The organism is Prochlorococcus marinus str. MIT 9107 (assembly GCF_000759855.1).
Taxonomy (GTDB): Bacteria; Cyanobacteriota; Cyanobacteriia; order PCC-6307; family Cyanobiaceae; genus Prochlorococcus_A; species Prochlorococcus_A marinus_N.
In genome coordinates this window covers 75,836-98,911 of sequence record NZ_JNAI01000008.1, presented here as the reverse complement: position 1 = coordinate 98,911, position 23,076 = coordinate 75,836, and the positions used below count along the sequence as shown (strand labels likewise).

Annotated in this window: 29 protein-coding genes, 2 tRNA genes and 3 rRNA genes; 17 read left to right on the top strand and 17 right to left on the bottom strand. The window is 33.0% G+C overall.

Features of this window, described 5'->3' with window-relative positions; genetic code table 11:
- Nucleotides 1–502: 502 nt before the first annotated feature.
- The 5 genes from EU92_RS03420 to rrf all read left to right on the top strand — a co-directional run bounded on the left by EU92_RS03420 (nucleotide 503) and on the right by rrf (nucleotide 5,590).
- Nucleotides 503–1,987, top strand: a 16S ribosomal RNA gene (locus tag EU92_RS03420).
- A gap of 130 nt (nucleotides 1,988–2,117) precedes the next feature.
- Nucleotides 2,118–2,191 (top strand) — tRNA-Ile (locus tag EU92_RS03425).
- Between the two features lie 12 nt (nucleotides 2,192–2,203).
- Nucleotides 2,204–2,276 (top strand) — tRNA-Ala (locus EU92_RS03430).
- A gap of 257 nt (nucleotides 2,277–2,533) precedes the next feature.
- Nucleotides 2,534–5,409, top strand: a 23S ribosomal RNA gene (locus EU92_RS03435).
- 64 nt (nucleotides 5,410–5,473) lie between these two features.
- A 5S ribosomal RNA gene (gene rrf, locus EU92_RS03440) occupies nucleotides 5,474–5,590 on the top strand.
- The 16S, 23S and 5S rRNA genes sit together here with 2 tRNA genes alongside, the layout of an rRNA operon.
- Before the next feature lie 43 nt (nucleotides 5,591–5,633).
- Here the strand turns inward: rrf and EU92_RS03445 are convergent.
- The 4 genes from EU92_RS03445 to EU92_RS03460 all read right to left on the bottom strand — a co-directional run bounded on the left by EU92_RS03445 (nucleotide 5,634) and on the right by EU92_RS03460 (nucleotide 9,029).
- Nucleotides 5,634–6,515: a DNA-formamidopyrimidine glycosylase gene (locus tag EU92_RS03445; protein ID WP_032514047.1), complete on the bottom strand. Its 882-nt coding sequence runs from the start codon at nucleotides 6,513–6,515 to the stop codon at nucleotides 5,634–5,636.
- A 4-nt stretch (nucleotides 6,516–6,519) separates the two neighbouring features.
- Nucleotides 6,520–6,729 carry a photosystem I reaction center subunit IV gene (locus EU92_RS03450; protein WP_032514045.1) on the bottom strand — a complete coding sequence of 70 codons (210 nt, stop codon included), beginning with the start codon at nucleotides 6,727–6,729 and terminating at the stop codon, nucleotides 6,520–6,522.
- 80 nt (nucleotides 6,730–6,809) lie between these two features.
- On the bottom strand, nucleotides 6,810–7,565 hold the full coding sequence (locus tag EU92_RS03455; RefSeq protein WP_032523358.1) for a LysM peptidoglycan-binding domain-containing protein: 756 nt from the start codon (nucleotides 7,563–7,565) through the stop codon (nucleotides 6,810–6,812).
- A gap of 72 nt (nucleotides 7,566–7,637) precedes the next feature.
- Nucleotides 7,638–9,029 (bottom strand): aldehyde dehydrogenase family protein, encoded by a 1,392-nt coding sequence (locus EU92_RS03460; RefSeq protein ID WP_032514043.1) that lies wholly within the window; start codon nucleotides 9,027–9,029, stop codon nucleotides 7,638–7,640.
- 154 nt (nucleotides 9,030–9,183) lie between these two features.
- Here EU92_RS03460 and EU92_RS03465 point away from each other — a divergent pair, with 154 nt between their 5' ends.
- Nucleotides 9,184–10,074 carry a GNAT family N-acetyltransferase gene (locus EU92_RS03465; RefSeq protein ID WP_032514042.1) on the top strand — a complete coding sequence of 297 codons (891 nt, stop codon included), beginning with the start codon at nucleotides 9,184–9,186 and terminating at the stop codon, nucleotides 10,072–10,074.
- Between the two features lie 72 nt (nucleotides 10,075–10,146).
- Here EU92_RS03465 and EU92_RS03470 read toward each other — a convergent pair whose 3' ends face one another.
- Nucleotides 10,147–10,398, bottom strand: a complete 252-nt coding sequence (locus tag EU92_RS03470) for a DUF3104 domain-containing protein (protein WP_032514041.1) — start codon at nucleotides 10,396–10,398, stop codon at nucleotides 10,147–10,149.
- Between the two features lie 463 nt (nucleotides 10,399–10,861).
- Nucleotides 10,862–10,999 carry a hypothetical protein gene (locus EU92_RS09945; RefSeq protein WP_193741755.1) on the bottom strand — a complete coding sequence of 46 codons (138 nt, stop codon included), beginning with the start codon at nucleotides 10,997–10,999 and terminating at the stop codon, nucleotides 10,862–10,864.
- Nucleotides 11,000–11,348: 349 nt separating this feature from the next.
- Between EU92_RS09945 and EU92_RS03475 the strand changes: the two genes are divergently transcribed.
- On the top strand, nucleotides 11,349–11,783 hold the full coding sequence (locus EU92_RS03475; protein ID WP_032514040.1) for a hypothetical protein: 435 nt from the start codon (nucleotides 11,349–11,351) through the stop codon (nucleotides 11,781–11,783).
- On the opposite strand, the gene EU92_RS03480 is transcribed toward EU92_RS03475, so the two are convergent.
- Complete coding sequence (locus tag EU92_RS03480) at nucleotides 11,780–12,289, bottom strand: alternative oxidase (RefSeq protein ID WP_032514039.1); 510 nt, start codon at nucleotides 12,287–12,289, stop codon at nucleotides 11,780–11,782. The two genes, EU92_RS03475 and EU92_RS03480, sit on opposite strands and share 4 nt — an antisense overlap.
- A 154-nt stretch (nucleotides 12,290–12,443) precedes the next feature.
- Between EU92_RS03480 and EU92_RS09940 the strand changes: the two genes are divergently transcribed.
- Nucleotides 12,444–12,584: a hypothetical protein gene (locus tag EU92_RS09940; protein ID WP_193741754.1), complete on the top strand. Its 141-nt coding sequence runs from the start codon at nucleotides 12,444–12,446 to the stop codon at nucleotides 12,582–12,584.
- A 267-nt stretch (nucleotides 12,585–12,851) separates the two neighbouring features.
- Here EU92_RS09940 and EU92_RS03485 read toward each other — a convergent pair whose 3' ends face one another.
- Nucleotides 12,852–13,160, bottom strand: a complete 309-nt coding sequence (locus tag EU92_RS03485; RefSeq protein WP_032514038.1) for a hypothetical protein — start codon at nucleotides 13,158–13,160, stop codon at nucleotides 12,852–12,854.
- A 298-nt stretch (nucleotides 13,161–13,458) separates the two neighbouring features.
- Here EU92_RS03485 and EU92_RS03490 point away from each other — a divergent pair, with 298 nt between their 5' ends.
- Complete coding sequence (locus EU92_RS03490; RefSeq protein ID WP_032514037.1) at nucleotides 13,459–13,665, top strand: hypothetical protein; 207 nt, start codon at nucleotides 13,459–13,461, stop codon at nucleotides 13,663–13,665.
- Nucleotides 13,666–13,757: 92 nt separating this feature from the next.
- Nucleotides 13,758–14,048: a TIGR03894 family protein gene (locus EU92_RS03495; RefSeq protein ID WP_032514036.1), complete on the top strand. Its 291-nt coding sequence runs from the start codon at nucleotides 13,758–13,760 to the stop codon at nucleotides 14,046–14,048.
- A gap of 11 nt (nucleotides 14,049–14,059) precedes the next feature.
- On the opposite strand, the gene EU92_RS03500 is transcribed toward EU92_RS03495, so the two are convergent.
- Entirely contained in the window at nucleotides 14,060–14,263 is a 204-nt protein-coding gene (locus EU92_RS03500; RefSeq protein ID WP_032514034.1) for a hypothetical protein, read from the bottom strand.
- 117 nt (nucleotides 14,264–14,380) lie between these two features.
- Nucleotides 14,381–15,910 (bottom strand): phytoene desaturase family protein, encoded by a 1,530-nt coding sequence (locus tag EU92_RS03505; RefSeq protein ID WP_032514033.1) that lies wholly within the window; start codon nucleotides 15,908–15,910, stop codon nucleotides 14,381–14,383.
- Between the two features lie 323 nt (nucleotides 15,911–16,233).
- On the opposite strand from EU92_RS03505, the gene EU92_RS03510 reads away from it, so the two are divergent.
- Nucleotides 16,234–16,719 (top strand): hypothetical protein, encoded by a 486-nt coding sequence (locus EU92_RS03510; RefSeq protein WP_032514032.1) that lies wholly within the window; start codon nucleotides 16,234–16,236, stop codon nucleotides 16,717–16,719.
- Between the two features lie 3 nt (nucleotides 16,720–16,722).
- On the opposite strand, the gene EU92_RS03515 is transcribed toward EU92_RS03510, so the two are convergent.
- A complete protein-coding gene (locus EU92_RS03515; RefSeq protein ID WP_032514031.1) occupies nucleotides 16,723–16,938 on the bottom strand; it encodes a Nif11-like leader peptide family natural product precursor in 216 nt (71 codons plus the stop codon).
- Between the two features lie 91 nt (nucleotides 16,939–17,029).
- Here EU92_RS03515 and EU92_RS03520 point away from each other — a divergent pair, with 91 nt between their 5' ends.
- The gene (locus EU92_RS03520; RefSeq protein WP_032514030.1) at nucleotides 17,030–17,347 is read left to right on the top strand and encodes a hypothetical protein; all 318 of its coding nucleotides are present in this window, start codon (nucleotides 17,030–17,032) and stop codon (nucleotides 17,345–17,347) included.
- Nucleotides 17,348–17,363: 16 nt separating this feature from the next.
- Here EU92_RS03520 and EU92_RS03525 read toward each other — a convergent pair whose 3' ends face one another.
- A complete protein-coding gene (locus EU92_RS03525; RefSeq protein ID WP_032514029.1) occupies nucleotides 17,364–17,756 on the bottom strand; it encodes a hypothetical protein in 393 nt (130 codons plus the stop codon).
- Between the two features lie 10 nt (nucleotides 17,757–17,766).
- Nucleotides 17,767–18,057: a TatA/E family twin arginine-targeting protein translocase gene (locus tag EU92_RS03530; protein ID WP_032514028.1), complete on the bottom strand. Its 291-nt coding sequence runs from the start codon at nucleotides 18,055–18,057 to the stop codon at nucleotides 17,767–17,769.
- A 407-nt stretch (nucleotides 18,058–18,464) separates the two neighbouring features.
- On the opposite strand from EU92_RS03530, the gene EU92_RS03535 reads away from it, so the two are divergent.
- From EU92_RS03535 to EU92_RS03545, 3 genes are all read left to right on the top strand, one after another.
- On the top strand, nucleotides 18,465–18,704 hold the full coding sequence (locus EU92_RS03535) for a hypothetical protein (protein ID WP_032514027.1): 240 nt from the start codon (nucleotides 18,465–18,467) through the stop codon (nucleotides 18,702–18,704).
- 300 nt (nucleotides 18,705–19,004) lie between these two features.
- Nucleotides 19,005–19,454 (top strand): peroxiredoxin, encoded by a 450-nt coding sequence (locus tag EU92_RS03540; RefSeq protein ID WP_080726903.1) that lies wholly within the window; start codon nucleotides 19,005–19,007, stop codon nucleotides 19,452–19,454.
- A 67-nt stretch (nucleotides 19,455–19,521) separates the two neighbouring features.
- Nucleotides 19,522–19,794 (top strand): small RNA NsiR4-regulated ssr1528 family protein, encoded by a 273-nt coding sequence (locus tag EU92_RS03545; protein ID WP_032514025.1) that lies wholly within the window; start codon nucleotides 19,522–19,524, stop codon nucleotides 19,792–19,794.
- A gap of 108 nt (nucleotides 19,795–19,902) precedes the next feature.
- On the opposite strand, the gene EU92_RS03550 is transcribed toward EU92_RS03545, so the two are convergent.
- Entirely contained in the window at nucleotides 19,903–20,247 is a 345-nt protein-coding gene (locus EU92_RS03550) for a DUF6677 family protein (RefSeq protein ID WP_032514024.1), read from the bottom strand.
- Between the two features lie 226 nt (nucleotides 20,248–20,473).
- The gene (locus tag EU92_RS0109090) at nucleotides 20,474–20,824 is read right to left on the bottom strand and encodes a hypothetical protein (RefSeq protein ID WP_241432571.1); all 351 of its coding nucleotides are present in this window, start codon (nucleotides 20,822–20,824) and stop codon (nucleotides 20,474–20,476) included.
- Between the two features lie 90 nt (nucleotides 20,825–20,914).
- Between EU92_RS0109090 and arfB the strand changes: the two genes are divergently transcribed.
- The gene (gene arfB / locus EU92_RS03555; protein ID WP_032514023.1) at nucleotides 20,915–21,343 is read left to right on the top strand and encodes an alternative ribosome rescue aminoacyl-tRNA hydrolase ArfB; all 429 of its coding nucleotides are present in this window, start codon (nucleotides 20,915–20,917) and stop codon (nucleotides 21,341–21,343) included.
- Between the two features lie 71 nt (nucleotides 21,344–21,414).
- Entirely contained in the window at nucleotides 21,415–21,639 is a 225-nt protein-coding gene (locus EU92_RS0109085) for a DUF1651 domain-containing protein (RefSeq protein ID WP_032514022.1), read from the top strand.
- Between the two features lie 275 nt (nucleotides 21,640–21,914).
- Here the strand turns inward: EU92_RS0109085 and EU92_RS03560 are convergent, their stop codons facing one another.
- Both EU92_RS03560 and EU92_RS03565 read right to left on the bottom strand, forming a co-directional pair.
- The gene (locus EU92_RS03560; protein ID WP_032514021.1) at nucleotides 21,915–22,775 is read right to left on the bottom strand and encodes a CPBP family intramembrane glutamic endopeptidase; all 861 of its coding nucleotides are present in this window, start codon (nucleotides 22,773–22,775) and stop codon (nucleotides 21,915–21,917) included.
- Nucleotides 22,772–22,984, bottom strand: coding sequence for a hypothetical protein (locus tag EU92_RS03565; RefSeq protein ID WP_032514020.1), 213 nt, complete (start codon nucleotides 22,982–22,984; stop codon nucleotides 22,772–22,774). Before EU92_RS03565 ends, EU92_RS03560 begins: the two co-directional genes overlap by 4 nt.
- Nucleotides 22,985–23,076: the final 92 nt, after the last annotated feature.

The window sequence follows — 23,076 nt, the reverse complement described above, 5'->3', positions numbered from 1 at the left end:
GTTTAGTATTTTCTTCTGGGCAAAAATATTTTTTTTTGCATTATTCAATCAATTACTTTAAATCTGATTTTTGGTAAATGAATGAATTTTATGGAGATTTGATTTCGATCATTATTTTCAGCCAGAAGAAGGGTTTTCCCTTCGAAGTGAGTTATTCACTTGTTGTTTAACTCAGCACCTAGAAAACTTAAAAACTTAGGAACTGATGCTTTTATTGCGTCATGATTTTATCGAATTTAGATTTGGTAATTTTGAGATGTATTTGCAATAAAGGTGTGAGGTCCCGTCAAGAATATATAAATTGTTTTCAATTGCTAACTTTTAGCTTTTGAAAGCCAACGGATCTGAGATCTTGGAAAGTCACTTTGAAATATTTTAATGTGCACTCAAAGTAATCCTTAATTATCTAAGGAGGCTGAACCTAAATAACTTAAGTCAATCTTAATTTTATTTGGAGAAGGCAATTCATATTGAGTAGATTTATCTACAAAAGGATTTGAACACAACGGAGAGTTTGATCCTGGCTCAGGATGAACGCTGGCGGCGTGCTTAACACATGCAAGTCGAACGAACCTTCGGGTTAGTGGCGGACGGGTGAGTAACGCGTGAGAATCTGCCCTCAGGAGGGGGATAACGGTTGGAAACGACCGCTAATACCCCATATGCCTACTGGTGAAATGAATTTCGCCTGAGGATGAGCTCGCGTCTGATTAGCTAGTTGGTGAGGTAATGGCTCACCAAGGCTTCGATCAGTAGCTGGTCTGAGAGGATGATCAGCCACACTGGGACTGAGACACGGCCCAGACTCCTACGGGAGGCAGCAGTGGGGAATTTTCCGCAATGGGCGAAAGCCTGACGGAGCAACGCCGCGTGAGGGACGAAGGCCTCTGGGCTGTAAACCTCTTTTCTCAAGGAAGAAGATATGACGGTACTTGAGGAATAAGCCACGGCTAATTCCGTGCCAGCAGCCGCGGTAATACGGGAGTGGCAAGCGTTATCCGGAATTATTGGGCGTAAAGCGTCCGCAGGCGGCTTTTCAAGTCTGCTGTTAAAACGTGGAGCTTAACTCCATCATGGCAGTGGAAACTGAAAGGCTTGAGTATGGTAGGGGCAGAGGGAATTCCCGGTGTAGCGGTGAAATGCGTAGATATCGGGAAGAACACCAGTGGCGAAGGCGCTCTGCTGGGCCATTACTGACGCTCATGGACGAAAGCCAGGGGAGCGAAAGGGATTAGATACCCCTGTAGTCCTGGCCGTAAACGATGAACACTAGGTGTCGGGGGAATCGACCCCTTCGGTGTCGTAGCTAACGCGTTAAGTGTTCCGCCTGGGGAGTACGCACGCAAGTGTGAAACTCAAAGGAATTGACGGGGGCCCGCACAAGCGGTGGAGTATGTGGTTTAATTCGATGCAACGCGAAGAACCTTACCAGGGTTTGACATCCTGAGAACCTCTTAGAAATTTGAGGGTGCCTTCGGGAATTCAGTGACAGGTGGTGCATGGCTGTCGTCAGCTCGTGTCGTGAGATGTTGGGTTAAGTCCCGCAACGAGCGCAACCCACGTTTTTAGTTGCCAGCATTTAGTTGGGCACTCTAGAAAGACCGCCGGTGATAAACCGGAGGAAGGTGTGGATGACGTCAAGTCATCATGCCCCTTACACCCTGGGCTACACACGTACTACAATGCTACGGACAAAGGGCAGCAAACTCGCGAGAGCTAGCAAATCCCATAAACCGTGGCTCAGTTCAGATCGTAGGCTGCAACTCGCCTACGTGAAGTAGGAATCGCTAGTAATCGCAGGTCAGCATACTGCGGTGAATACGTTCCCGGGCCTTGTACACACCGCCCGTCACACCATGGAAGTTGGCCATGCCCGAAGTCGTTACTCCAACCCTTGTGGAGGAGGACGCCGAAGGTAGGGCTAATGACTGGGGTGAAGTCGTAACAAGGTAGCCGTACCGGAAGGTGCGGCTGGATCACCTCCTAACAGGGAGACAACAAAATGTTAAATATTAATTTTGTCACCTTAGGTCGATCGGTATCTCACATTCTTAATTTATTTATTATTGAGAATTTCATTTCCTAAGTTTTTCTAGGTCACACCCATTACTTTTCCTGGGCCATTAGCTCAGGTGGTTAGAGCGCACCCCTGATAAGGGTGAGGTCCCTGGTTCAAGTCCAGGATGGCCCATATCTCTATGTTGGGGGTATAGCTCAGTTGGTAGAGCGCCTGCTTTGCAAGCAGGATGTCAGCGGTTCGAGTCCGCTTACCTCCACTGATTACCACCTCTTCCATAATTTATAGAAGGGAAATGTTTTAGTTGTGATCAAATTCTGAACGAATCTAGCTTCCTAATCAAATTTATTAAGATGCTGGACTCATTGAATTAATTTCATTGTTTTCAGAGAACCTTGACAACTGCATAGATTATTTTTAAAGACAATAAGCATCTTTAATGATGCAGATTTATTATTTGTGCGAATGCATTAATAACAATTCTATTAAGCTGATGCTTCAATTTTTGAAGTTATTGGTCAAGCTACAAAGGGCTCACGGAGGATACCTAGGCACACAGAGGCGATGAAGGACGTGGTTACCTGCGATAAGTCTCGGGGAGTTGGAAGCACACTTTGATCCGGGAATTTCCGAATGGGGCAACCCCATGTACGGCCAACTGAATATATAGGTTGGTGCGAGCTAACCCAGCGAACTGAAACATCTTAGTAGCTGGAGGAAGAGAAAGTAAATAACGACTCCCTCAGTAGCGGCGAGCGAACGGGGAATAGCCCAAACCGATAGTCTTGACTATCGGGGTTGTGGGACAGCAATATGGATCAACAAGTCTAGAAGAAACGTTTGAATGGCGTGCCACAGAGGGTGAAAGCCCCGTAATCGAAAGATAAGTTGACCTAGCTGTATCCCGAGTAGCACGGAGCACGTGGAATTCCGTGTGAATCTGCGAGGACCACCTCGTAAGGCTAAGTACTACTGTGTGACCGATAGAGAAACAGTACCGCGAGGGAAAGGTGAAAAGAACCCCGGGAGGGGAGTGAAATAGAACATGAAACCGTGAGCTTACAAGCAATGGGAGCCCGACTTATCGGGTGACCGTGTGCCTGTTGAAGAATGAGCCGGCGACTTATAGGCACTGGCGGGTTAAACCGGAAATGGTGGAGCCACAGCGAAAGCGAGTCTTAATAGGGCGTTTGTCAGTGTTTATAGACCCGAACCCTGGTGATCTAACCATGGCCAGGATGAAGCTTGGGTGATACCAAGTGGAGGTCCGAACCGACTGAAGTTGAAAATTCAGCGGATGAGCTGTGGTTAGGGGTGAAATGCCAATCGAACCAGGAGCTAGCTGGTTCTCCCCGAAATACGTTGAGGCGTAGCGTCTAGTGCTCCAGCAGGGGGGTAAAGCAACCATTTCGGTGCGGGCTGCGAAAGCGGTACCAAATCGATATGAACTCTGAATACCCTGTGTGTAACTAGGCAGTCAGACTGTGGGGGATAAGCTCCATAGTCAAGAGGGAAACAGCCCAGACCGCCAGCTAAGGTCCCTAAATTAACGCTAAGTGATAAAGGAGGTGGGATTGCCCAGACAACCAGGAGGTTTGCCTAGAAGCAGCCATCCTCAAAGGAGTGCGTAATAGCTCACTGGTCGAGCGATCCTGCGCCGAAAATGAACGGGGCTAAGCGTTATACCGAAGCTGCGGATAAATTTATTTATGGTAGGGGAGCGTTCTATGTAGGGTGAAGCGTTAGCGTAAGCGGACGTGGACAGCATAGAAGTGAGAATGTCGGCTTGAGTAGCGAAAACATGGGTGAGAATCCCATGCCCCGAAACCCTAAGGGTTCCTCCGGCAGGCTCGTCCGCGGAGGGTTAGTCTGGACCTAAGGCGAGGCCGAAAGGCGTAGTCGATGGATAACAGGTCAATATTCCTGTACCAGATGTGTTTTGGGAAGAGGGACGGAGAAGGCTAGCCAGGCCAGATGTTGGTTACTGGTTCAAGCGTTCAAGGCTTTGAGAGATGGAGAAAACATCTTGAGCTGAGGCGTGAGTACGAGCTGCTACGGCAGCGAAGTTGGTGATGTCATGCTTCCAAGAAAAGCTCTATACCCGTTAAGACACAAATGCCAGTACCCGAAACCGACACAGGTGGGGTGGTAGAGAATACCGAGGGGCGCGAGATAACTCTCTCTAAGGAACTCGGCAAAATGGCCCCGTAACTTCGGGAGAAGGGGTGCCAGCGAGAGCTGGTCGCAGTGAAGAGGCGCAAGCGACTGTTTACCAAAAACACAGGTCTCCGCTAAGTCGCAAGACGATGTATGGGGGCTGACACCTGCCCAGTGCCGGAAGGTTAAGGAAGCTGGTTAGCTTTTAGTGAAGCTGGCGACTGAAGCCCCGGTGAACGGCGGCCGTAACTATAACGGTCCTAAGGTAGCGAAATTCCTTGTCGGGTAAGTTCCGACCCGCACGAAAGGTGTAACGATTTGCGCGCTGTCTCGGAGAGAGGCTCGGCGAAATAGAATTGTCTGTGAAGATGCGGACTACATACACCCGGACAGAAAGACCCTATGAAGCTTTACTGTAGTTTGATATTGTGCTCGGGCTCTGAATGCGCAGAATAGGTGGGAGACATTGAAATAGTGCTTGTGGGTACTATTGAGTCATCGGTGAGATACCACTCTTTTAGAGCTAGGGTTCTAACGCTTACCCGTTATCCGGGAAGCGGACAGTATCTGATGGGCAGTTTGACTGGGGCGGTCGCCTCCTAAAAGGTAACGGAGGCGCACAAAGGTTCTCTCAGGCTGGTTGGAAATCAGTCGTTGAGTGCAAAAGCAGAAGGGAGCTTGACTGTGAGACCTACAAGTCGAACAGGGACGAAAGTCGGTTTTAGTGATCCGACGGTTCTGCGTGGAAGGGCCGTCGCTCAACGGATAAAAGTTACTCTAGGGATAACAGGCTGATCTCCCCCAAGAGTTCACATCGACGGGGAGGTTTGGCACCTCGATGTCGGCTCATCGCAACCTGGGGCTGAAGTCGGTCCCAAGGGTTGGGCTGTTCGCCCATTAAAGCGGTACGCGAGCTGGGTTCAGAACGTCGTGAGACAGTTCGGTCCATATCCGGTGTATGCGCAGGAATATTGAGAGGATTTCTCCCTAGTACGAGAGGACCGGGAGGAACGCACCTCTGGTGTGCCAGTTATCGTGCCAACGGTAAACGCTGGGTAGCCATGTGCGGAGTGGATAACCGCTGAAAGCATCTAAGTGGGAAGCCTACCTCAAGATGAGTATTGCCATGGCTTAAGCCAGTAAGGTCACGGGAAGAACACCCGTTGATAGGCTCTACGTGGAAGCTTGGTAACAAGTGCAGCGGAGGAGTACTAATAGACCGAGGGCTTGACCAAATAAACTTAATTTATTGTTTTTAATTTATATAATTTTCTATGCAGTTCTCAAGGTTCACATTATCCTGGTGTTCATGGCGATGTGGAACCACTCCGATCCATCTCGAACTCGGTTGTGAAACGCATCAGCGGCGAAAATATTTAGGGGGTAGCCCCTTGAGAAAATAGCTCAATGCCAGGTAAAAATATTTAAAAGGGTTTACTCTTCTTGAGTAAGCCCTTTTTTATTTTTGGCATTTAGGACACCAATGTGTACTTCTTCCAGTAATTTTTTGCCTTTCAATTAAATTCCCACATTTACGACATTCTTTACCAGTCCTCCTATAGACATTTGTCTGTAAACCAAAATTACCATTCTCTCCTTCCAAGTCTCTAAAATCACTAAATGTCGTCCCCCCCGAACCTATACTTTTTTTTAATACAGTTACAATTGATTCTTTGAGCTTGATTAACTCATTCTTATTTATTGTTCGAGCTTCCCTAAAAGGTGAGATGCCAGCCGAGTATAAACTCTCATCAGCATATATATTACCTATACCTGCAACTATTGTTTGATCTAATAAAATAGCTTTTATAGATTTTGTTCTTTTTGAAATAACTTTCTTAAGATATTCTGTATCAAAGTCTTTAGAAAATGGTTCTGGTCCTAATGAGCCTAATCCTTTGATTATTTTATTCGGCGATAACCCTTCCCTAATCCACCACATTTGGCCAAAACTTCTTACGTCAATGTATCTAAGCTCATTATTTTTTTTATCGAAAAATCTTATTCTTGTATGTTTACAGGGCAAAATAGAGTTATTAATAAATTTGAAATATCCAGTCATTCTTAGATGAACTACAAGAAATCCATTATTTTCTGAGAATTTTTTTAAAGGAAATTTAATATTTTCATTCTCAAATTTCTTTAGTTCTGCTATTAAATATTTTCCTCTTCTATCCCATTTGTATAAAAGTGAGTTATGAAGTCCTTCAATAAAATCTTTCTTATTAGTTGGGAATGCAACAGTTGAATCCCTACAGATTTCTACTTTTTTAATTATAAAGTTATTTAGTTTTTGCTCTAAACCTCTTCGAACAGTCTCAACTTCAGGTAATTCAGGCAATTATTTAGGCTTTTTCTAATTCACTTTCAGCAAACATGTTAGTAGTCGCTCCTTCAGCAACTCCACTAATTCCTGCATAATTACACTTATCAAATCTAACGGTACAGTTATATTTAATACCTGTTTTATCGATAGAAGCAACTTTTCCAATTTCGTTGTACCAATATGATTCTGGTCTTTTTATTCTTACGAAATCTCCTCTTGCAATCGTCATTTGCTTTAAATTAACTTCTAAGAGAATAGCTCATTATTAATAGGTATAGAAAAATTATTCACACATATTAATTAAAAATTCTAACAAAAATCATTTATTAAATTTTTTTCGAATTCTTCTTTAGCGGGCTCTCCCCCCATCCATTTTCTTCCTGGAACTCTTATGTCTAACTCATTTTCATCGCAATTGATTGAAAGAATTAGTTTTTTATTTTCTTGATTGAGAACATTTAATATTGTTTCCCCTTTGAATTTTTTAAAAGATTTATTCTCAACAGTTAATGGACCATAAATTAGTTTTTCTGGTTCGAGTAATTTATTATTATTTTTAGTTGTTTGATCATTTTCTGAACTATTTGGATTGTTTTTGGTTAACAAGATTTTTTCTCCAACTTTTAAAGAATCTGGATTTTTAAGATTATTTATTTCTAACAAATAACCTATTTTTAAATTATATTTGTTTGAGATTTCAGTAAGATTCTCACCTATCTGAACAATATGATAACTATTTATTAAATCTGATTTTAGTAAGGGATTTTCAGTAGATTCGGAAATAATGAGATTTTGGCCAACATAGATATAATTTTGATCTTTTAAATTATTCAATTTAATAATTAAATCTTTATTAATGGAATAAAGTTTTGAAATACTTGAAAGTGTCTCTCCACTTTTTACGATGTGAATTCTTCTTATTTCAGTTTTATTTTCAGTAATTGATTGTTTTTGAGCAATATTCTCAATTTTATTTCTAGCTGCTTCTGTCTTCTCTTCGGACTTTATCAATGAGGGATTAAAAAAATTAATAAGGATTACAATAGCTAAAAATACTAATTTCATTAATTTCGATATTTATTTAAAGATAATCTTTAAATTTAAAATCGCTAGGCTTTTGAAAACAAATTAAGTAATTTAAATCTTAAAAATAAACTTTAAAAATTTCTTAATTCTTTCATAGGGAGGATATCTCAGATTTAAGTCAAATAAAAAACCTTTGAAAGTTATAGATTTTTGATTTGAAAAATTTCGAAAACCTTCTTCTCCATGAAATTTACCAAGACCACTCTGTCCAACACCACCAAAAGGTAAATTTGGAATAAGGACTGGTAGCATAACATCATTGATACAAATAGTTCCTGAACTGGTTACTCTTGAAATATGATTATGGATTTTTTTATTACCTCCAAACAAGTAGATTGCCAAAGGTTTTGATGTTTGATTAATTTGCTTTAAGGCCGATTCTTTATTTTCTACTCCAATTACTGGAAGTAAAGAACTGAATAGTTCTTTTTGTAAAATGTCTGTTTCATCTAATTTTGTTTTCAAAATTGTAGGAGATATTTTTAACTTTTTTTTGCTAAATGTGCCTCCATATAAAAGTCTTTTCTCTTTTTTATATTTTTTGAGAATTTCTAAAGTCGATGAAAATTGCTTTTTCTCTAATTTAGATAAGTTTTCGGAAATAATTGGATCTTCTCCATAAAAACTTACTATGCATTGCTTTAATTTTTCTATGAAATTATTTTCAATTTCTTTATCTACAAAAATATGATTTGGTGCCATGCAGGATTGACCAGAATTAAAAAATTTGCCCCAAACTATTCTTTTCGCAGCAACTTCTAAATTTGCATTCTTGAAAATAATTACAGGATTTGTTCCGCTTAATTCAAGAGTTAACGGAGTTAAGTTTTTTGAGGCCAATTTCATAATGGATCTCCCAGTCTCTGTACTGCCTGTAAAAAATATGTGGTCAAAATTTTGCTCAATTAATTTTATTGATAGTTTATAATCGCCCTCTACCGTTAATAGGATATCTTTATCGAAATATTTGGAAGTAAGTTTTTTAATAAGTTTTGAGGTCGCTGGACATTTCTCTGATGGTTTTATAACCGCAGTATTTCCTGCTGAGAAAATATTTACTAATGGCTTTAAAATGTACAGCAATGGATAATTATATGGGCCAAGAATTAAGACACACCCAAGAGGCTCATAAATAACTTTGGATGATGATGGAAATAGATAAAAAGGTGTATTAATCTTTTTTGGACGCATCCAAGAATTGAGTTTCTTTTTAATAAGAGAAATTTCTTCTTTCACTAAAAGGATTTCTGAAAGCCCTTCAATTTCAGATTTTCCTAAATCAATAAAAAGGGATTTTATTATCTCTTTTTTATTATCATCCAAAAGTTTAGAAACTTTATTGATCTGTTTGATTCTCCATGTTAGATCTTCTGTTTTACCAGTGAGAACTTTATTTTTTAATTTATAGATATCTTCTAAATGAAATTTATCAGAAATTTTCATTTTTATTTCTATTAATAATATTAAATATATCAGAGGATAAATTGTAAATAATTTAAGTTTTAGTCACTTAAGCAAAAGTGAATTATTTTAAAAAAAATCAAATTAATTAATATGGCCTTTAAAAATTTCAATTTTTCCTAGTTAATATATTTTTATGAAGGAAAAATTTTCAATTAGGTTGATATCTACAAATGAAATACCAGAAGTTACAAATTGGGCAAGGTTAGAAGGATTTTCTCCTGGAATGGATGATGTATCAATTTATAGAAATACAGATAAACAAGGAGTATGGGTTGGCTGCTTAGACAATCATCCTATAGGTTCTATTGCTTGCATTAAATATAATGCCTCATATGGTTTTATAGGCTTATTTATAGTTAAAGAAGAATTCCGCAATAATGGATATGGAGTGAGATTATGGAAACATGCACTCGATTATTTAAAAAATGTTGTTTGTATTGGTCTAGAGGCTGCTCCAGATAGATTGAATGATTACCAAAAATGGGGTTTTAGAACATCTTCAATTACAAACCGATGGAAATTAAATGGGTTTCAAGATTTACCATTGAGTAATTTCTATCAAGATCAATTTCATTCTTTTAAAGTTGTTCCTGGCAATAAAATTTCCTCTGAAGCAGTCTTAATTTACGATAATCAGAGAGAACCTAGCCCCAGGCCGCATTTTCTAAATGACTGGCTGAAAAATTATCATGGCAATGTAAGTGCACTTGTAGATAATAATGGGATGTGCCATGGATTTGGCAGGATAAGACCTTGTGTCTTGGAGGATAATAAGCAAGGTTGGAGAATTGGACCTCTTTTGGCTGATACTCCCCCACTCGCTGAAATGTTAATCAGGAAGCTAGTTGGTGATTTAGATTCGCAAATATTACTTGATTGCTCTAATCTTAATCCTTATGCAAATTATCTTTTATCAAGTTTGGGATTTGAGGAAATATCAAAAACTTATAGAATGTATAAAGGTATTAAACCTGCCTGTCCAATGAATCAAGTATACGGACTTGCCTGCTTAGAACTGGGATAATTTCCCCTAAAATATTCTTTTTTGTCTTTTAGTTTTGCAATACTGAAAGAAGTTTTTTTATTATCTATAAGCTTAACTTTTAGAATGTTTTAAAATCTTTTCTACAATATCAGCATTTATTATAGTGATTTCTCCATTATCAATATTGGCTACTTGAAACAAGGTCCATGAATTTGGATTTCTCGCTCCTCCAATACAGTCAATAACTTGACCGACCCAATAATTTTTATTATTTTCTTTAGTATTTTTACAATTTTCTTCATTTTTAATTGCGACATAATCACCAGGACTAACGAAAAGAAACTCAGGAGTTGTCGAGCTCACAATAAATGGTTAATAGTATATATGTACTATAATAAATTATTCGTTTTGTTGTCGAACTTTGAATTCTTTTGCAAACTAGAGGTAATTCAAAAATAAAATGGAATCAACTGAAATTGCTATATTTTCAACATTATTGGGGTTAGTTTTAGCTTTAACTGACGCTTATATAGAAAGAAATATTCCTGGATAATATTTTCAATTCATTTTTTAAATTAAATAAGATTTAAGCTGTTCAAATAGGTCGGCATGGTTAGAAACTAATTTAGTAAAAACTAAATAAATCAACCCAACCATTGCGAGTCTTCCGTTAATTTTCTCAAACTGCTTTAGTTTTCTCAAAAAATTTCTTATGCGGTTAAACAAAATTTAACGGGCATAGAAAATAAATATGTATTGGTTACTTCAAATTTAAAAAGATTTTTCAAAAAAATTATAGAAATATTATTTCAAAAACGAATTAAATTTAAAGCCAAGCCTCTTTCATCTCAAGATAAAGTCTCTCACTTTCAGCAGAATTAATTTTGCTGTCTGAATAGGATTGTTGCTGTTGCTGTTGCTGCTGCTGAGTTGAGTTAGAATTAGAATTTTGGACTTCGCTCATTAGAAGACTGAATATTTGTGTTTATTCTCTCATATTTAGAGCTTTTTTTGTTTACTTAAATTCTTAAATTTTTTTTAAATTTTCCTGTTTTGAGTAAAAGTTATTTTGCTACTGTGGTTTTGGCGTATAGAAATTTAACTTCCCAATATACAATTCCTAGGAAGATAGCACTTGCAATAATAATTTCAGAGATGGCTAACATTTTTTTGTCAATAATAATTTAATTTTGGTATTCATTTCCATAGAATGCAATAGGGATTAAGTACATTTAAGATTTTTAAAAAATCTTAATTAATAAAATAAAGCGTCAAAATAATATAAAATTTTAAGTTAGATACATAATTTCTTAGTGGGGAATTTCATAAATTCAACAATTCTTATACCTTTAGTACCTCTAGTTACGGCTTTATTTGTTTTTATTTTATTGGTAAGTTTTAACAGAACACTTAACAGGTTAACAAAACCAGTTACTGCGCTTATTGCATTATCTTTATTAAGTTCTACTTTTATAAGCTCATTTGACTATTTTAAAAAAATAGAAGAAGAATTGGTTTTATCTGAATTTCTTAAATTTTTTGAAGAAACAAATTTAGTTATACATCTCAATTTAGTAAATGAAAAAATTATAATTTTTTTCTCATTGATAATGATATTAATAATTGGATTATCTTTTTATAAATTACCTAGAAAAAAAGGTTATGTCTCATTGATGATTAGCCTAGGATTAATATCTTCTTCGTTGATAATCTCAATATTGCTAATAGATTTTTCAGCACTAATCTAAACTGTAGTTAGCATTGACAAAGCTTCGTTAAGTTCTTTTACATGATTTAATTCATCTTGAGCGATTTCTTTTATTTTTTCATCATTTGGATTATCCCTTAAATATTTGGAATAAGTTTCAAATGCATGTTCTTCAATTTTTATGTTGACATCATAAGCATTAGCTGGTGAGAAGAAATAATAAAATACCATGATCGAGTAATAAACAAGAACAAGGTGTCTCGCAAAAAATCTATCAATCCAGAATCTATCTCCTCCTCTTTTCTCCATTTCTTTAAGATGCTCATTTTCGTTTATAGCTTGATAAAAATGTTCTTTCATCAAAAACATTGTTTTTTCATTTTTAATTCCAAGGGATTCTTTAAAATGAAGAACTGAGAGGAATGCAAAATAAGGTGATCTAGCTATAACTTCTAAAACCCAAAATCTTTGTAAATTTCTACCAGAGTATATGAGGTCTAAAAAATTGACAGTACTATTCAAAACTAAAGAATTTAATCTCTTCATGAATTTCATTTTCTTTAAGTATAATTACTTAAATGCAAGCGGTCTATTTAGTATTTAAGTAATTAACCAAAAATTAATATTTATAATCTAATAATTAAGCCTCCCATTGAAATATCTTTTTTTCATGCATTAATTGGATAGATAAAAACTTCATATGAAAACTACTGAAAAAATTGCAAATGCTAAAAAGAGGATTTACGAATTAGAAAGACTTATAAAATATTGGAATGATTTAGAAAATGATGAGGAGAAAACAGTAAATTTTGCAATGAAAATTGAAAATAAAGTTGCTTAGAAATTGATGATTAAGGTTGATTAACTTTTTTAAGTGATTTAATATCTTTAAGTATTCAAATATTTTTTTATATATAAATAGAGCAATTAAACCTATTCTCAAAAACTGTAAGGAAGAAATATTATAAAAGAAAAATCTATATGAAAACCTTTTCAAACAAATATTTAGTTCCGATTAGATTTATACCATGTTTTTTTTGGCTATCTATATTTTTTGTGAGTATATATTTATGTAAGACAGCCTGGGTAAGTTGAATTATGAATTAATCTAACTTCTTCTTAGCCAACCAGGAGCACCGCCAAACCAATCTGATATATCATCTTCATTTGGGTTGAAATGATTTTCTTTGTTTAGTCCATCTATTCCAAATGATTGTAAAAGGTTATCAATTCCACCATTATTGTTTATACCATTCCTTCTAAAGCTGTTAGCCTTTTTCAGCCAAAGAGAAATTGTTGAATTATGGTGTGCAAATTTCTCAACATATATTCTCTCTTCTAATGTAATTGATTTATCTTGTGCAATTCTTTTAATTATCCCTTGGATCTTTAGTCTTTTTTGATTACTAAGAAGCATTTTTAGTCATTTATTAGTCTTTTTATAGGAAGGATTATTAAAAAAATCTTGTCAATGTTAATTTCAACAAATTAACCATTTTAAAAGGTTTTTATCAATAAAAGTTTTAAGACACTAAAAAAAGGTATTAATAAGTAATGGACGATACGTTGATCCATTTATGAAACTTATAAATTATAAAAATTATATAAGAAAAATAAATTTGCTCTCAAAGACGCTTATAAATCAAGACAAGTGGGTGAAGTAGTTGCATTATAGTAAAAATGTACTAGCATTAGTACAGATGTATTATTTAGGTATGAAAGTGATTTCATCTTCCCCTTATGCCACTTTTAATTCAAAAGAGTGGAATTCTCTAGTAAGCAAAAATGCAAAGTTTGAAAATACTCCAATAAAGATTCAAAAAAAATTTTATAGAAATCTTACTTTAAAAAAGATTGAAAAAGATAAACTTCTGCAAGAGAAGAATGAATTGCATCAACAAATGCAACTTGTATTCGCATAAAAAAAAATTTCAACTAACAATCTTTTTATTGAATATTATTTTACGAGATTAAATTTTTTGTTAGATTAGTAAGAAGATAAGAAGGTTTTAATGTGGCTGTAGATCAAGAACTTTTAAAAGAAGTTACCAAGGAACTTTGGAATACTGTAAAAAAATTAAGACCAGAAATTGATCGGCATACCCGACTTCAATTAGTTTTAAAGGCCTTATTGACTATTGGAGATTTGCCAGATCAAATGCAGGCTGCCATGGTAGTAGGCGTTTGTGCAGAAATGGATAAGAGTGATGTTGATATTGTTGAAAGTAATTCACAATCCAAAGATTCAAGCAGATTTGATACTTCTACAGGAAGAAAAGTAGTTAGAAGAAGTTCAGCTAAATAAACTTTAAGCGATTATCCTTTGATTTTCTTTGATTCGTTTTTATTAAGTCGATTGAATAGGTAATATGATATTACAAGTAAGAGAGGAACAAATATTGAATGTAAAGTCATCATTAATTCTGTTTGGCCCATTCCTATGAGAGTTGACTCGCTTGGAAGTTGTTCTGACCAAGTGCCAACTAAATGCCAGGCTTGAGGAATTGATAAGAAAAACATATAAGAGCTATAAGTTAAGTTTATTTTCAGATAAAGATTATCATTATTGAACGTTTTTGCTTTCTTTATTCTTATTTCTTAACTAAGTATTTGTAGAGTTATAAAAAAGAACTTGATTCATAAATTTATTTTTTTAAGAAGAGTTTTAAAATCTTTTTTACCAAGAATTTTTTCAGCTGCGTAAGCACCGCTTGCTGAAACAGCGGGAATCCCAATACCTGGAAATGTACTTGCACCGCAAGTAAATAAATTTTTAACTGGAGTTTTGCAGCCTGGGAAAAGACCTTTCGCAGCAGATAATGCAGGGCCATAACTACCGCAATAGGTATTAGTGAATTTTTTATGAGTAATTGGGGTCCCTAACATCTTTAAATCAATCCTTTCATCTATGTCAGGGATTAATTTTCGCATTGCATTAAGGAATATTGAACATCTTTCTTCTTTCAGATTTCTATATTCTAATTCCTTTGGATTTAGGTTTTCCCAAATTTCCCAAGGTTCATTTGCGGGAGTATATCCATGAAGAACATGTTTCCCTTTAGGGGCCATATTTTTATCTAAAACAGATGGGATTGAAAATACAGCTATATTTCTTTCTGCGGTTATACCTTTTTCCCACTCATCAACATGTATCGCATGTATTGGCAAATCTTCAAGACCATCAGCATCAAAACCGAGATGTATATGAAGGAAAGAATCACATTTATTAGGGTTCAAAACTTTTGTATTCCATTTTCTTGAAATTTCATTTGGAATTAACTTTTTTAAATTCCAAACATCAGTATTCGTGACAACAGATTCACAACTATAACTAGAACCATTATTAAGAGTTATACCTGTCGCTAAATTTTTATTAAAGTTAATGGTCTTTACTCTCGAAGAGAGAATTAATTCTCCTCCATTTTTTTTTAATCCATTAATTAAGGCTTTTACGATAGATTCACTACCTCCTTTAGGGTATTCAAGGTATGAATTTGGTTCAAACCATTCGTTAAATAAAGTAGCCATCGCGGCTGTATTTGTATCATGCATTGACATACCACTTATCAAAAAGCTCAATAAATCAACCCAATTTCTGAGAAAAGGATCCTCTAGATGATTATTTACTAAATTCCCAAAGCCCTTATTAATTTTTGGTATTTGCTTGATATTAGGTAAAAATTTTGAGGTTAAATTTATTAGATCTAAGAAATTTATTGATTCGGGAGAAAATGAGAGTAAAGGTATTTCATTTATTATTTGACTAAGAGGCTTTATTCCGGAAATAAATGATTCCCATTCTTTAACAGATTTCTCACCTCTTAAAGTTTTTATTGTTTGTTTAAAAGGTTCTTCCCCCACATCAAGGTTAAAATTGCCCTCTGGGACAATTACTTGCCAACCTTTATATTGAAATAGTTCAACTTCTTCATCAAGTAATTTAAGAATTTGCCCTAAGGGATTAGTTGTCGGCCATTTACCTATTCCACTCCACAATGAAGGTCCTGATTCGAAAGTGTAACCTTTTCTTTTAAAACTGTGAGCAACACCTCCCGGCTGGGTATGAGCTTCACATATAAGTACTTTTTTTCCTGATAAAGCGAGAATCGAACCACAACATAATCCTCCTATTCCACTACCAACTATTACAACATCGTACTTCTCCATTAAATATTTACTTTACTCTTCTTGTAAAACTAATTCTTTTTAAGCAAATGTATTAGTTGAAGTTGTAATACTTAGTAAAACAGCTAGGAAGAATATGTAAGGGACTGCTTTTAGAGGTATGTATCCTTGACATTTAGAAATAAAATCCATGAATTTAGTTACCTTATGTAAACATAATAACGATATCTTGTTACTTATGTGTGCCAAATAAATATTTTTTTGGAAATATATTGAAATAAAGAAATCTTTTTGGAGGGATTTTTTAACTAAGAACATTTTTTATGAAGTTATCTTAGTATTTGATTTTTAGATTAAGATCTATTATGAAACACTTTCCTGATATTAATGAGATAAAACTATTAGAAAGAAATTCTCAAAAAAATGGTAGCGGAATTGTATATGAGGAATTGTTAGGAATATGGAATTTTAAGTATGTATGGGGAAAGGATTCAGATGAAATCAAAAATATACCCAGTTCGATTTTACAAGTATTGTCGGCAAGACTCGAATTAAAAAGTAAAAATAAAGAGGATCAAATAAATTATGAAATAAAAAATTCGATTAATTTCGGATTATTAAACATTACCTTTATAGGCAGTGCAGAATTAAAAGGGTTTAGACCTTTATTGGCTTTTTATTTTGAAGAATTGAAAATTAGTATTAGTAGTTTTCCAATATTTAATAAGGAATTAAAAAAACCAGAAGATAAAAAAATGCCTTTTTTCTCACTTGTTGGAATTAGCACTAAAGATAATTGGTTATGTGCTCGAGGCAGGGGCGGAGGGCTTGCAATATGGGTTAAGTCTTAATTTTTAGTGGTATTCTCCTGGATGATCTACCTTTCTTACGGTAACTTTATCAACTTTTTGTCCATTAAATCTTAAGAGATCATCTCCTGAGAAGTCATAACCTAAGTGTTGACCTATCAGGGCTACATCATCCGCTGTAGAGGCTGATGTAACCTGCTTTTTCAAGTCTTCATCAGATTGCATCTTAATTAAAAATTTTCTTATTTCAGAAAAACTCATTATTAGAATTTGATTGATTGGTGTTAAAAAAAATTATAAAATCTTTTTCTTAGTAATAACAAGATAAATAGATAATCACTATACTATTTTTATGACTTACTTATTCCTCTATATAGTTAGCATAATCTTAGTATGGTGGACATATCGAGTTGGTTGGCTTGAGGCACTCAAAACATTAGTTAAAGTTATAGTCCCTTCAGCGCTTATTATTTTATTTAATATTAAAGCTGGAAGATTACTTTTTAAAAGTCCTGTAGTCGGTTTATTAAGCGCTTTGCCTACTTCTATTTTTATTTTCAGAGGTTCATTGCCTTTAGTTAGTTATATAAATAACTGGATTGAAAAAAAAATAAATAAGTATGATTATTCGGAAGTTATAGATACAGATTCTGTGCCTTTAGATGATTAATTTAATTGGATTTAATTCAATCAACGCCAAGAAATAATTCTTTGTGTACAACCAGAACATCAAATAAAGTTGTTCCATGAATAGGACTTAATGGGATTTTGTCTATATTTAATGCTTCTGCGCAAATTAAATGCGCATCCCATTTTGTATCGTGATCACTAATTTCAATTGACCACTCAATTACTTTTTTGAAATGATCTGGCATCTCTGAACCAATTTTTCTGCAAATTTGACATAGAACTGACAAAAGAGGTGGCTTTGAAGGCCTTTTTAAATCTTTAATAAGACTTGGCTGTGTAAAAACGCTTGTATAGCGGATGTAGTCTATTAATTCATATTCTTCTTTAGTAAGAGCTGCTTTATCTAATGCTCTTTCAAATTCGTCTATGGGGGTTATGGGCCTATCCAAGATATTAATATTAATTGTTGCTGTTTTTTTTATTTGAAAAATTCTTGTTTTCTGAATCTAGTTTTTCTTGATTAATTTCATTTTTTTGATTGCTTTCTATAGATTTAGGATAACCCTCTTTATCTTCTTCGTTAATAACTTGATCGATTTCATTTTGAAATTCATTCGACGCTTTTTTAAGACTTCTCAAAGTTTTGCCAAGCTGTTTTCCTAATTCTGGAAGCTTTTTTGGACCAAAAATTAAAAGAGCTAATATTAGTATTACAGTAACTTCAGGCAAACCTACACCAAAAATATTCATAGCTGATAACTATTTAAATAATGAGAAAATCTATTATAAAATATAGTCAAATCTTTTAAAAATTTCATTCTTGGAATAGCTTTATTAACATAAAAAAATTTTGAAAAATATAATTGTTATTAATACTCCTTTAAAGAAAACTAGCCAAAGTAATTTATAATCACTCAACTTTAATTTTTTTTTATACCAATTTATAAGAGTTTTGTGTTTTTCGATTAATTTTCTTATTTTCATGGAGATAATTTTCACTATCACTTATTTTATCTTAATTTCTTTTATTATTATTTTATAGCAATCCTAGATTCAACTCAAATTAGATTTTATAGTAAATTTTAATCTTTTTTTCTAAACTAATTTTGCTCCTCAATTATTGAAACTAATCTCTAAAAATCTAATTTCTTAAGAAAATGAAGTCCTTATTTGTTGCTTTTTACATAAGTTTTTTAATTTTTCCAGCTGAAGCGGTTACCACAAAAATGTTTAAAGTATTGGATACATGTGCAAGATATCGGCTTAGTGAAATTGATGCTGATGAGGCTATAGAAAAACTAAAATTAAAATTAACGAATTCTTCTACTACTCAGCCAAAGGATTTAATAAGAAAATATTGCTCAGTATTTACTCCAAATGAAAAAATTGAGTTTTAATCTTAGTAATACATATTTAATTATTCTTTTTTAAATAATCTTTAGCTTTGTTTCGAACTTCTCTAACTTTTCTGAAATTAGTTAATTTTAAATTAAAAACAACTCCTGAAAAAAGAATAAGAAATAACAAAATATAAATTATTAATTCCATAATATTGAATTAATAAATTCAGTTTATTTTATTTCAATAATTTTTTAGTATCTTTTAAAACAAAAAAGTGATCTTTAAATTAGTTATTTATATCGCAGCCCACAAAAAAAACAATTTAACCTTTAATATGAAGTTTTATTAGAATTATTGTGCAGATAGGTGATAAGATTCCAGAATTTTCTTTACTGGATCAAAATGGAATTAAAAGATCTAATAAGGGATTAAAAAATCCTCTTGTTTTATTTTTCTATCCTAAAGATGATACGCCAGGTTGCACTATAGAAGTTTGCGGATTTAGAGATAAGTATGACTTATTTAAAGTATTAGGTGCGCAAGTTTGGGGCGTAAGTAATGGAAGTACCTCAAGTCATTTGGCATTTGCCAATAAAAATAAGTTACAGTACCCATTACTTTGTGATACGAATGACTCTCTTAGGAAAACTTTTGAAGTTCCTAAAGTATTAGGTTTTTTGGATGGTAGAGTTACTTATGTTATCGATCGAAAAGGTACAGTTAGACACATTTTTAGAGATTTATTGAATGGTCCTGAGCACATAAAGGAGGCTATTAGAGTACTTAAGGAAATTCAGAATCAATAAACTATCATTCACAGTATTCTAGATTAATATGTTTTGTTTTATTATGGTTCCAGCATTTATTTAATCTATGAAGAAAATAGGAATGCAAGCTGTTGATCTTGCGATTCAAAATGGAGTTGATCTTGACGGGACACCAATCCCTCCAAAAATGCTAGATCTTTATAACAGAATAATGGATGAGGAGAATAAAAGAGAAAGAAGTGGTGTTAAAAAATCAATGAGAAATAGATGTGTCAAAACTGGTTCTAAGCATTTTGATAAAGATACATTGAATAAATTATTAATTGAATCAGGATGGGAAGGTCTAAAAGAAAAGGAAATTTTATTTTTTTATAACTAAAAAATAAAAGAAATTTTAAGGTATATTTTAGAAATTATTTATGGTCATTTTTTATTTAAATTAAAAACTTAGAACTAATTAAATTCTTTCTTAGATCTAATTTTTGAATTATTTAAACCACCCTTTTTTGTCAGAGGGCTTAATTTTTTCTTTTTTATCCTTTATTTTTTTAATTGTTTGTTTGAAAGCTAAGTTGGCTTCTATAACCGTAACTATTGATATAAAAAAAAGACCACAAACCCCAATTATTTGTTCTCTTTTAGAAGTTTCTGAATCTCCTTGCAAAAAAAATCCCAAGACGAACCATGAAGTAATAGCAGCTATAGTTAAAAAATATGGTTTCCATCTTCTTTGGTATAAGTAACCGGATCCTAAGCCAGGAAGAAAATTTAAAAATGATGCTACCCAGCCTCTTGAAGATGCAAGTATTTCGTCTTTTGATGGATTAGACATATATTTTACGTATTTATTAAATGAGCATTTATATATGCAAAAGATATTACTGCACAGACAACCCAACTAAAAGGTAGAAACATTCTTATTTTGTCTTTATTATCTTTCATTATTAAATTATTGAAAATATTTTAGGAATCTGTGGATTATTGAATATTTTAAAATTAGAAAAATTAAAAAAGACGGTTAAAAACCGTCTTTGAAAAAGTAATTTTTCAAAAATTAATTATTTATTTTTTGAGGCTGAGAGTACTTTAAGTTCTTTTTTTACTTCTTTTTCTCTCTCTTCAAGATGTTTTAGTTGAGCTTTAAAAGCATCTTCAAGTCTTCCTTTTTGAGTTTTAATTTCATCAAGTTCTTCTTGATGATGGTTTTTCTTTAGTTCCTTCATTTCACTATCAGAAATAACATATACTGGGCGATATGAAGGTGTTTCAAAAAGAAGATCAAACATTGAATACATAAGTGACCTTTGAATTAGTACAAATCCAATATCTGATAATTCTTTTAAAGATGAAAGGATAAATACCGAAGATATTGATACGGCAAATACACCGAATTTCGGTTTACCTAACATAACCGGCCAGTATTTACCGATCAAATTTTAAGTAATGTTTTAAAGTATTAAAGAGATAATTCTAAAAAACTAAATCAAAAGGAAATAAAAATGGATTTAAAAATTACTAAAACATTAGTAATCCCATCCAAGGAAATTAAGTGCCGATTTTCCAGATCCTCAGGTCCTGGAGGGCAAAATGTAAATAAAATTGAAAGCAGAGTAGAGATTATTTTTAATTTAGAAGATTCAAAAGTTTTGAATCATTATCAGAAAGAAATTCTTAAGATTAAATTGAAAAAGAAGTTATTGAATAATAGTTTATGTTTAGTGGTTCAAGAGTACAGAAATCAATTATTAAATAGGCAATTAGCATTAAAGAAATTTATTTCAATCATAAGAGATGCATTAAATAAACCATATAAATTAAGAAAATCTACAAAACCAACCAAAGCATCACAAAATAAAAGAATTGAATTTAAGAAGAAGCGGGGCGAATTAAAAAAAAGTAGACAAAAAGAAAAAATATATCAAATATAAGAAAACTAAATAAATATTTTCTCGCAAATTGGCATGAAAGCATATTATTAGTTTAATTTATTTTTGGTTTATTGTATTCAAAAAATGATTTCTGGTTAATTGAATCCAATTCTGTAGGTTTGATTCGTTTCTACAAGGATAAAAAGCATTCTGATAAATCTATTAATTATATGTTTATTGAGGAAGGAATCATTATGGGAATTTATGGAGAAAATCCTCCATTAATGAAAACTAGAAAAAAAATTCTTATTGAAGAAGCAAGATTGTTATTGCAAAAATTATTAAATCAAGGTTGACAAAAAACTAATAAACAATGGTGAGAAAAATTCTTTCCTAAAACTTTTTTAAGTTTCAGAAAATATATTTACTTTTTGGATATAGCTTGGATATTTTAAGTTTTTGTAAATTTTTTTGAGATTTGCTTCATATCTTCTCAACATTATTAAATAGTTTGCAAATCAAAAAAAAACTAAAAAGAAAATAAATCTTATTCCTGCCTCAAAGTTCATATGAGAATTAAAATTTATTTTTATCTGACAAATATTAAACAAAAATCAATCGGTATTTATATCTAATTAAAGGGTCTAGAAAAACTCTTTTTTAACTTTATTACGTAAAAAATACACAATAAAATTAAAATTAAAATTGCACTAAAGCTTCCTATTGGGTTTGACATATTTTGTGTAAAAGGCCCTGCTAAAAAAGAAGGAGTACTTTCTTTAAGTTCTATTAAACCATTATTTATATAGAACCAAATGCCAACAAGTCCTCCATGAATACCTATGCAATTCCACAATGAACCTTTGTCTTTAATTCTTACTAATGATAGAAATATCCCAAGTAAAAAAAATCCTAAGCGTAATCCAATAATGTTCCAAAATATGTTATTTGATATGGGATGAACAAAGCAAAAAAATAAAGCTTGTAAAGCTATTGATATTCTCGTTCCATATTCAAATTTTAATTCTTCTAGTAACCAACCTCTAAAAATTATTTCCTCTGCGAATCCAACTCCTAATCCAAGTAAAATAGAATTTAATAATATGCTAGGCGAGAATTCACCCATCCAAGAAATAAAACTATATTGTAATAGTGGTACTAAAATTAGAGTTATTAGAACTAAAGAAAATAAAACCCCTTGAAAAAAATGGAAAAAGTTTTTTAATAATTTGTTTTTAGTTATCCCAAGAAGTACCCATGGACTTGATATTTCCCACCTTATATCAAACCAATAGGGCAGAAAAAAGATAAAAAGTAGGAATGTAAAAATAGTACCAATTAAAGATAAATTTTCTTTTTCAAAATTAAGAAATAATAATGGCTGAGATAAAGCCCAACCAATCCCATAAAGAATTGGAAAAAAAAGTATAGTTGATAAAAATCTTGGTTTTAAAAGAAAAAAACTTTTAGCCAATATAATTAAATTTTTCATTTTTTTTGAATATTAATTGAACCACCTTTACCTTTTATTATTCTAATTACTTGTTCAAAAAGACTAACCTTTTTTTTACTATAATTTACGTTTTTTGAAAGATGAGATAAATCTCGATAAAATTTCCTAGTTACTTTATCTTCTTTTTCACTAGGCCATAGTAAATTTGAACCCTCTGCATATTCTTCTTTATATCTTTTTTTATTCAAATTTTTTTATATCGTAATAAATTTAATTCTACTTATTGCAAATGCTCAAAAGTGATGTTTATTAAATTTGTGTATTTATTTAAAATTTATGG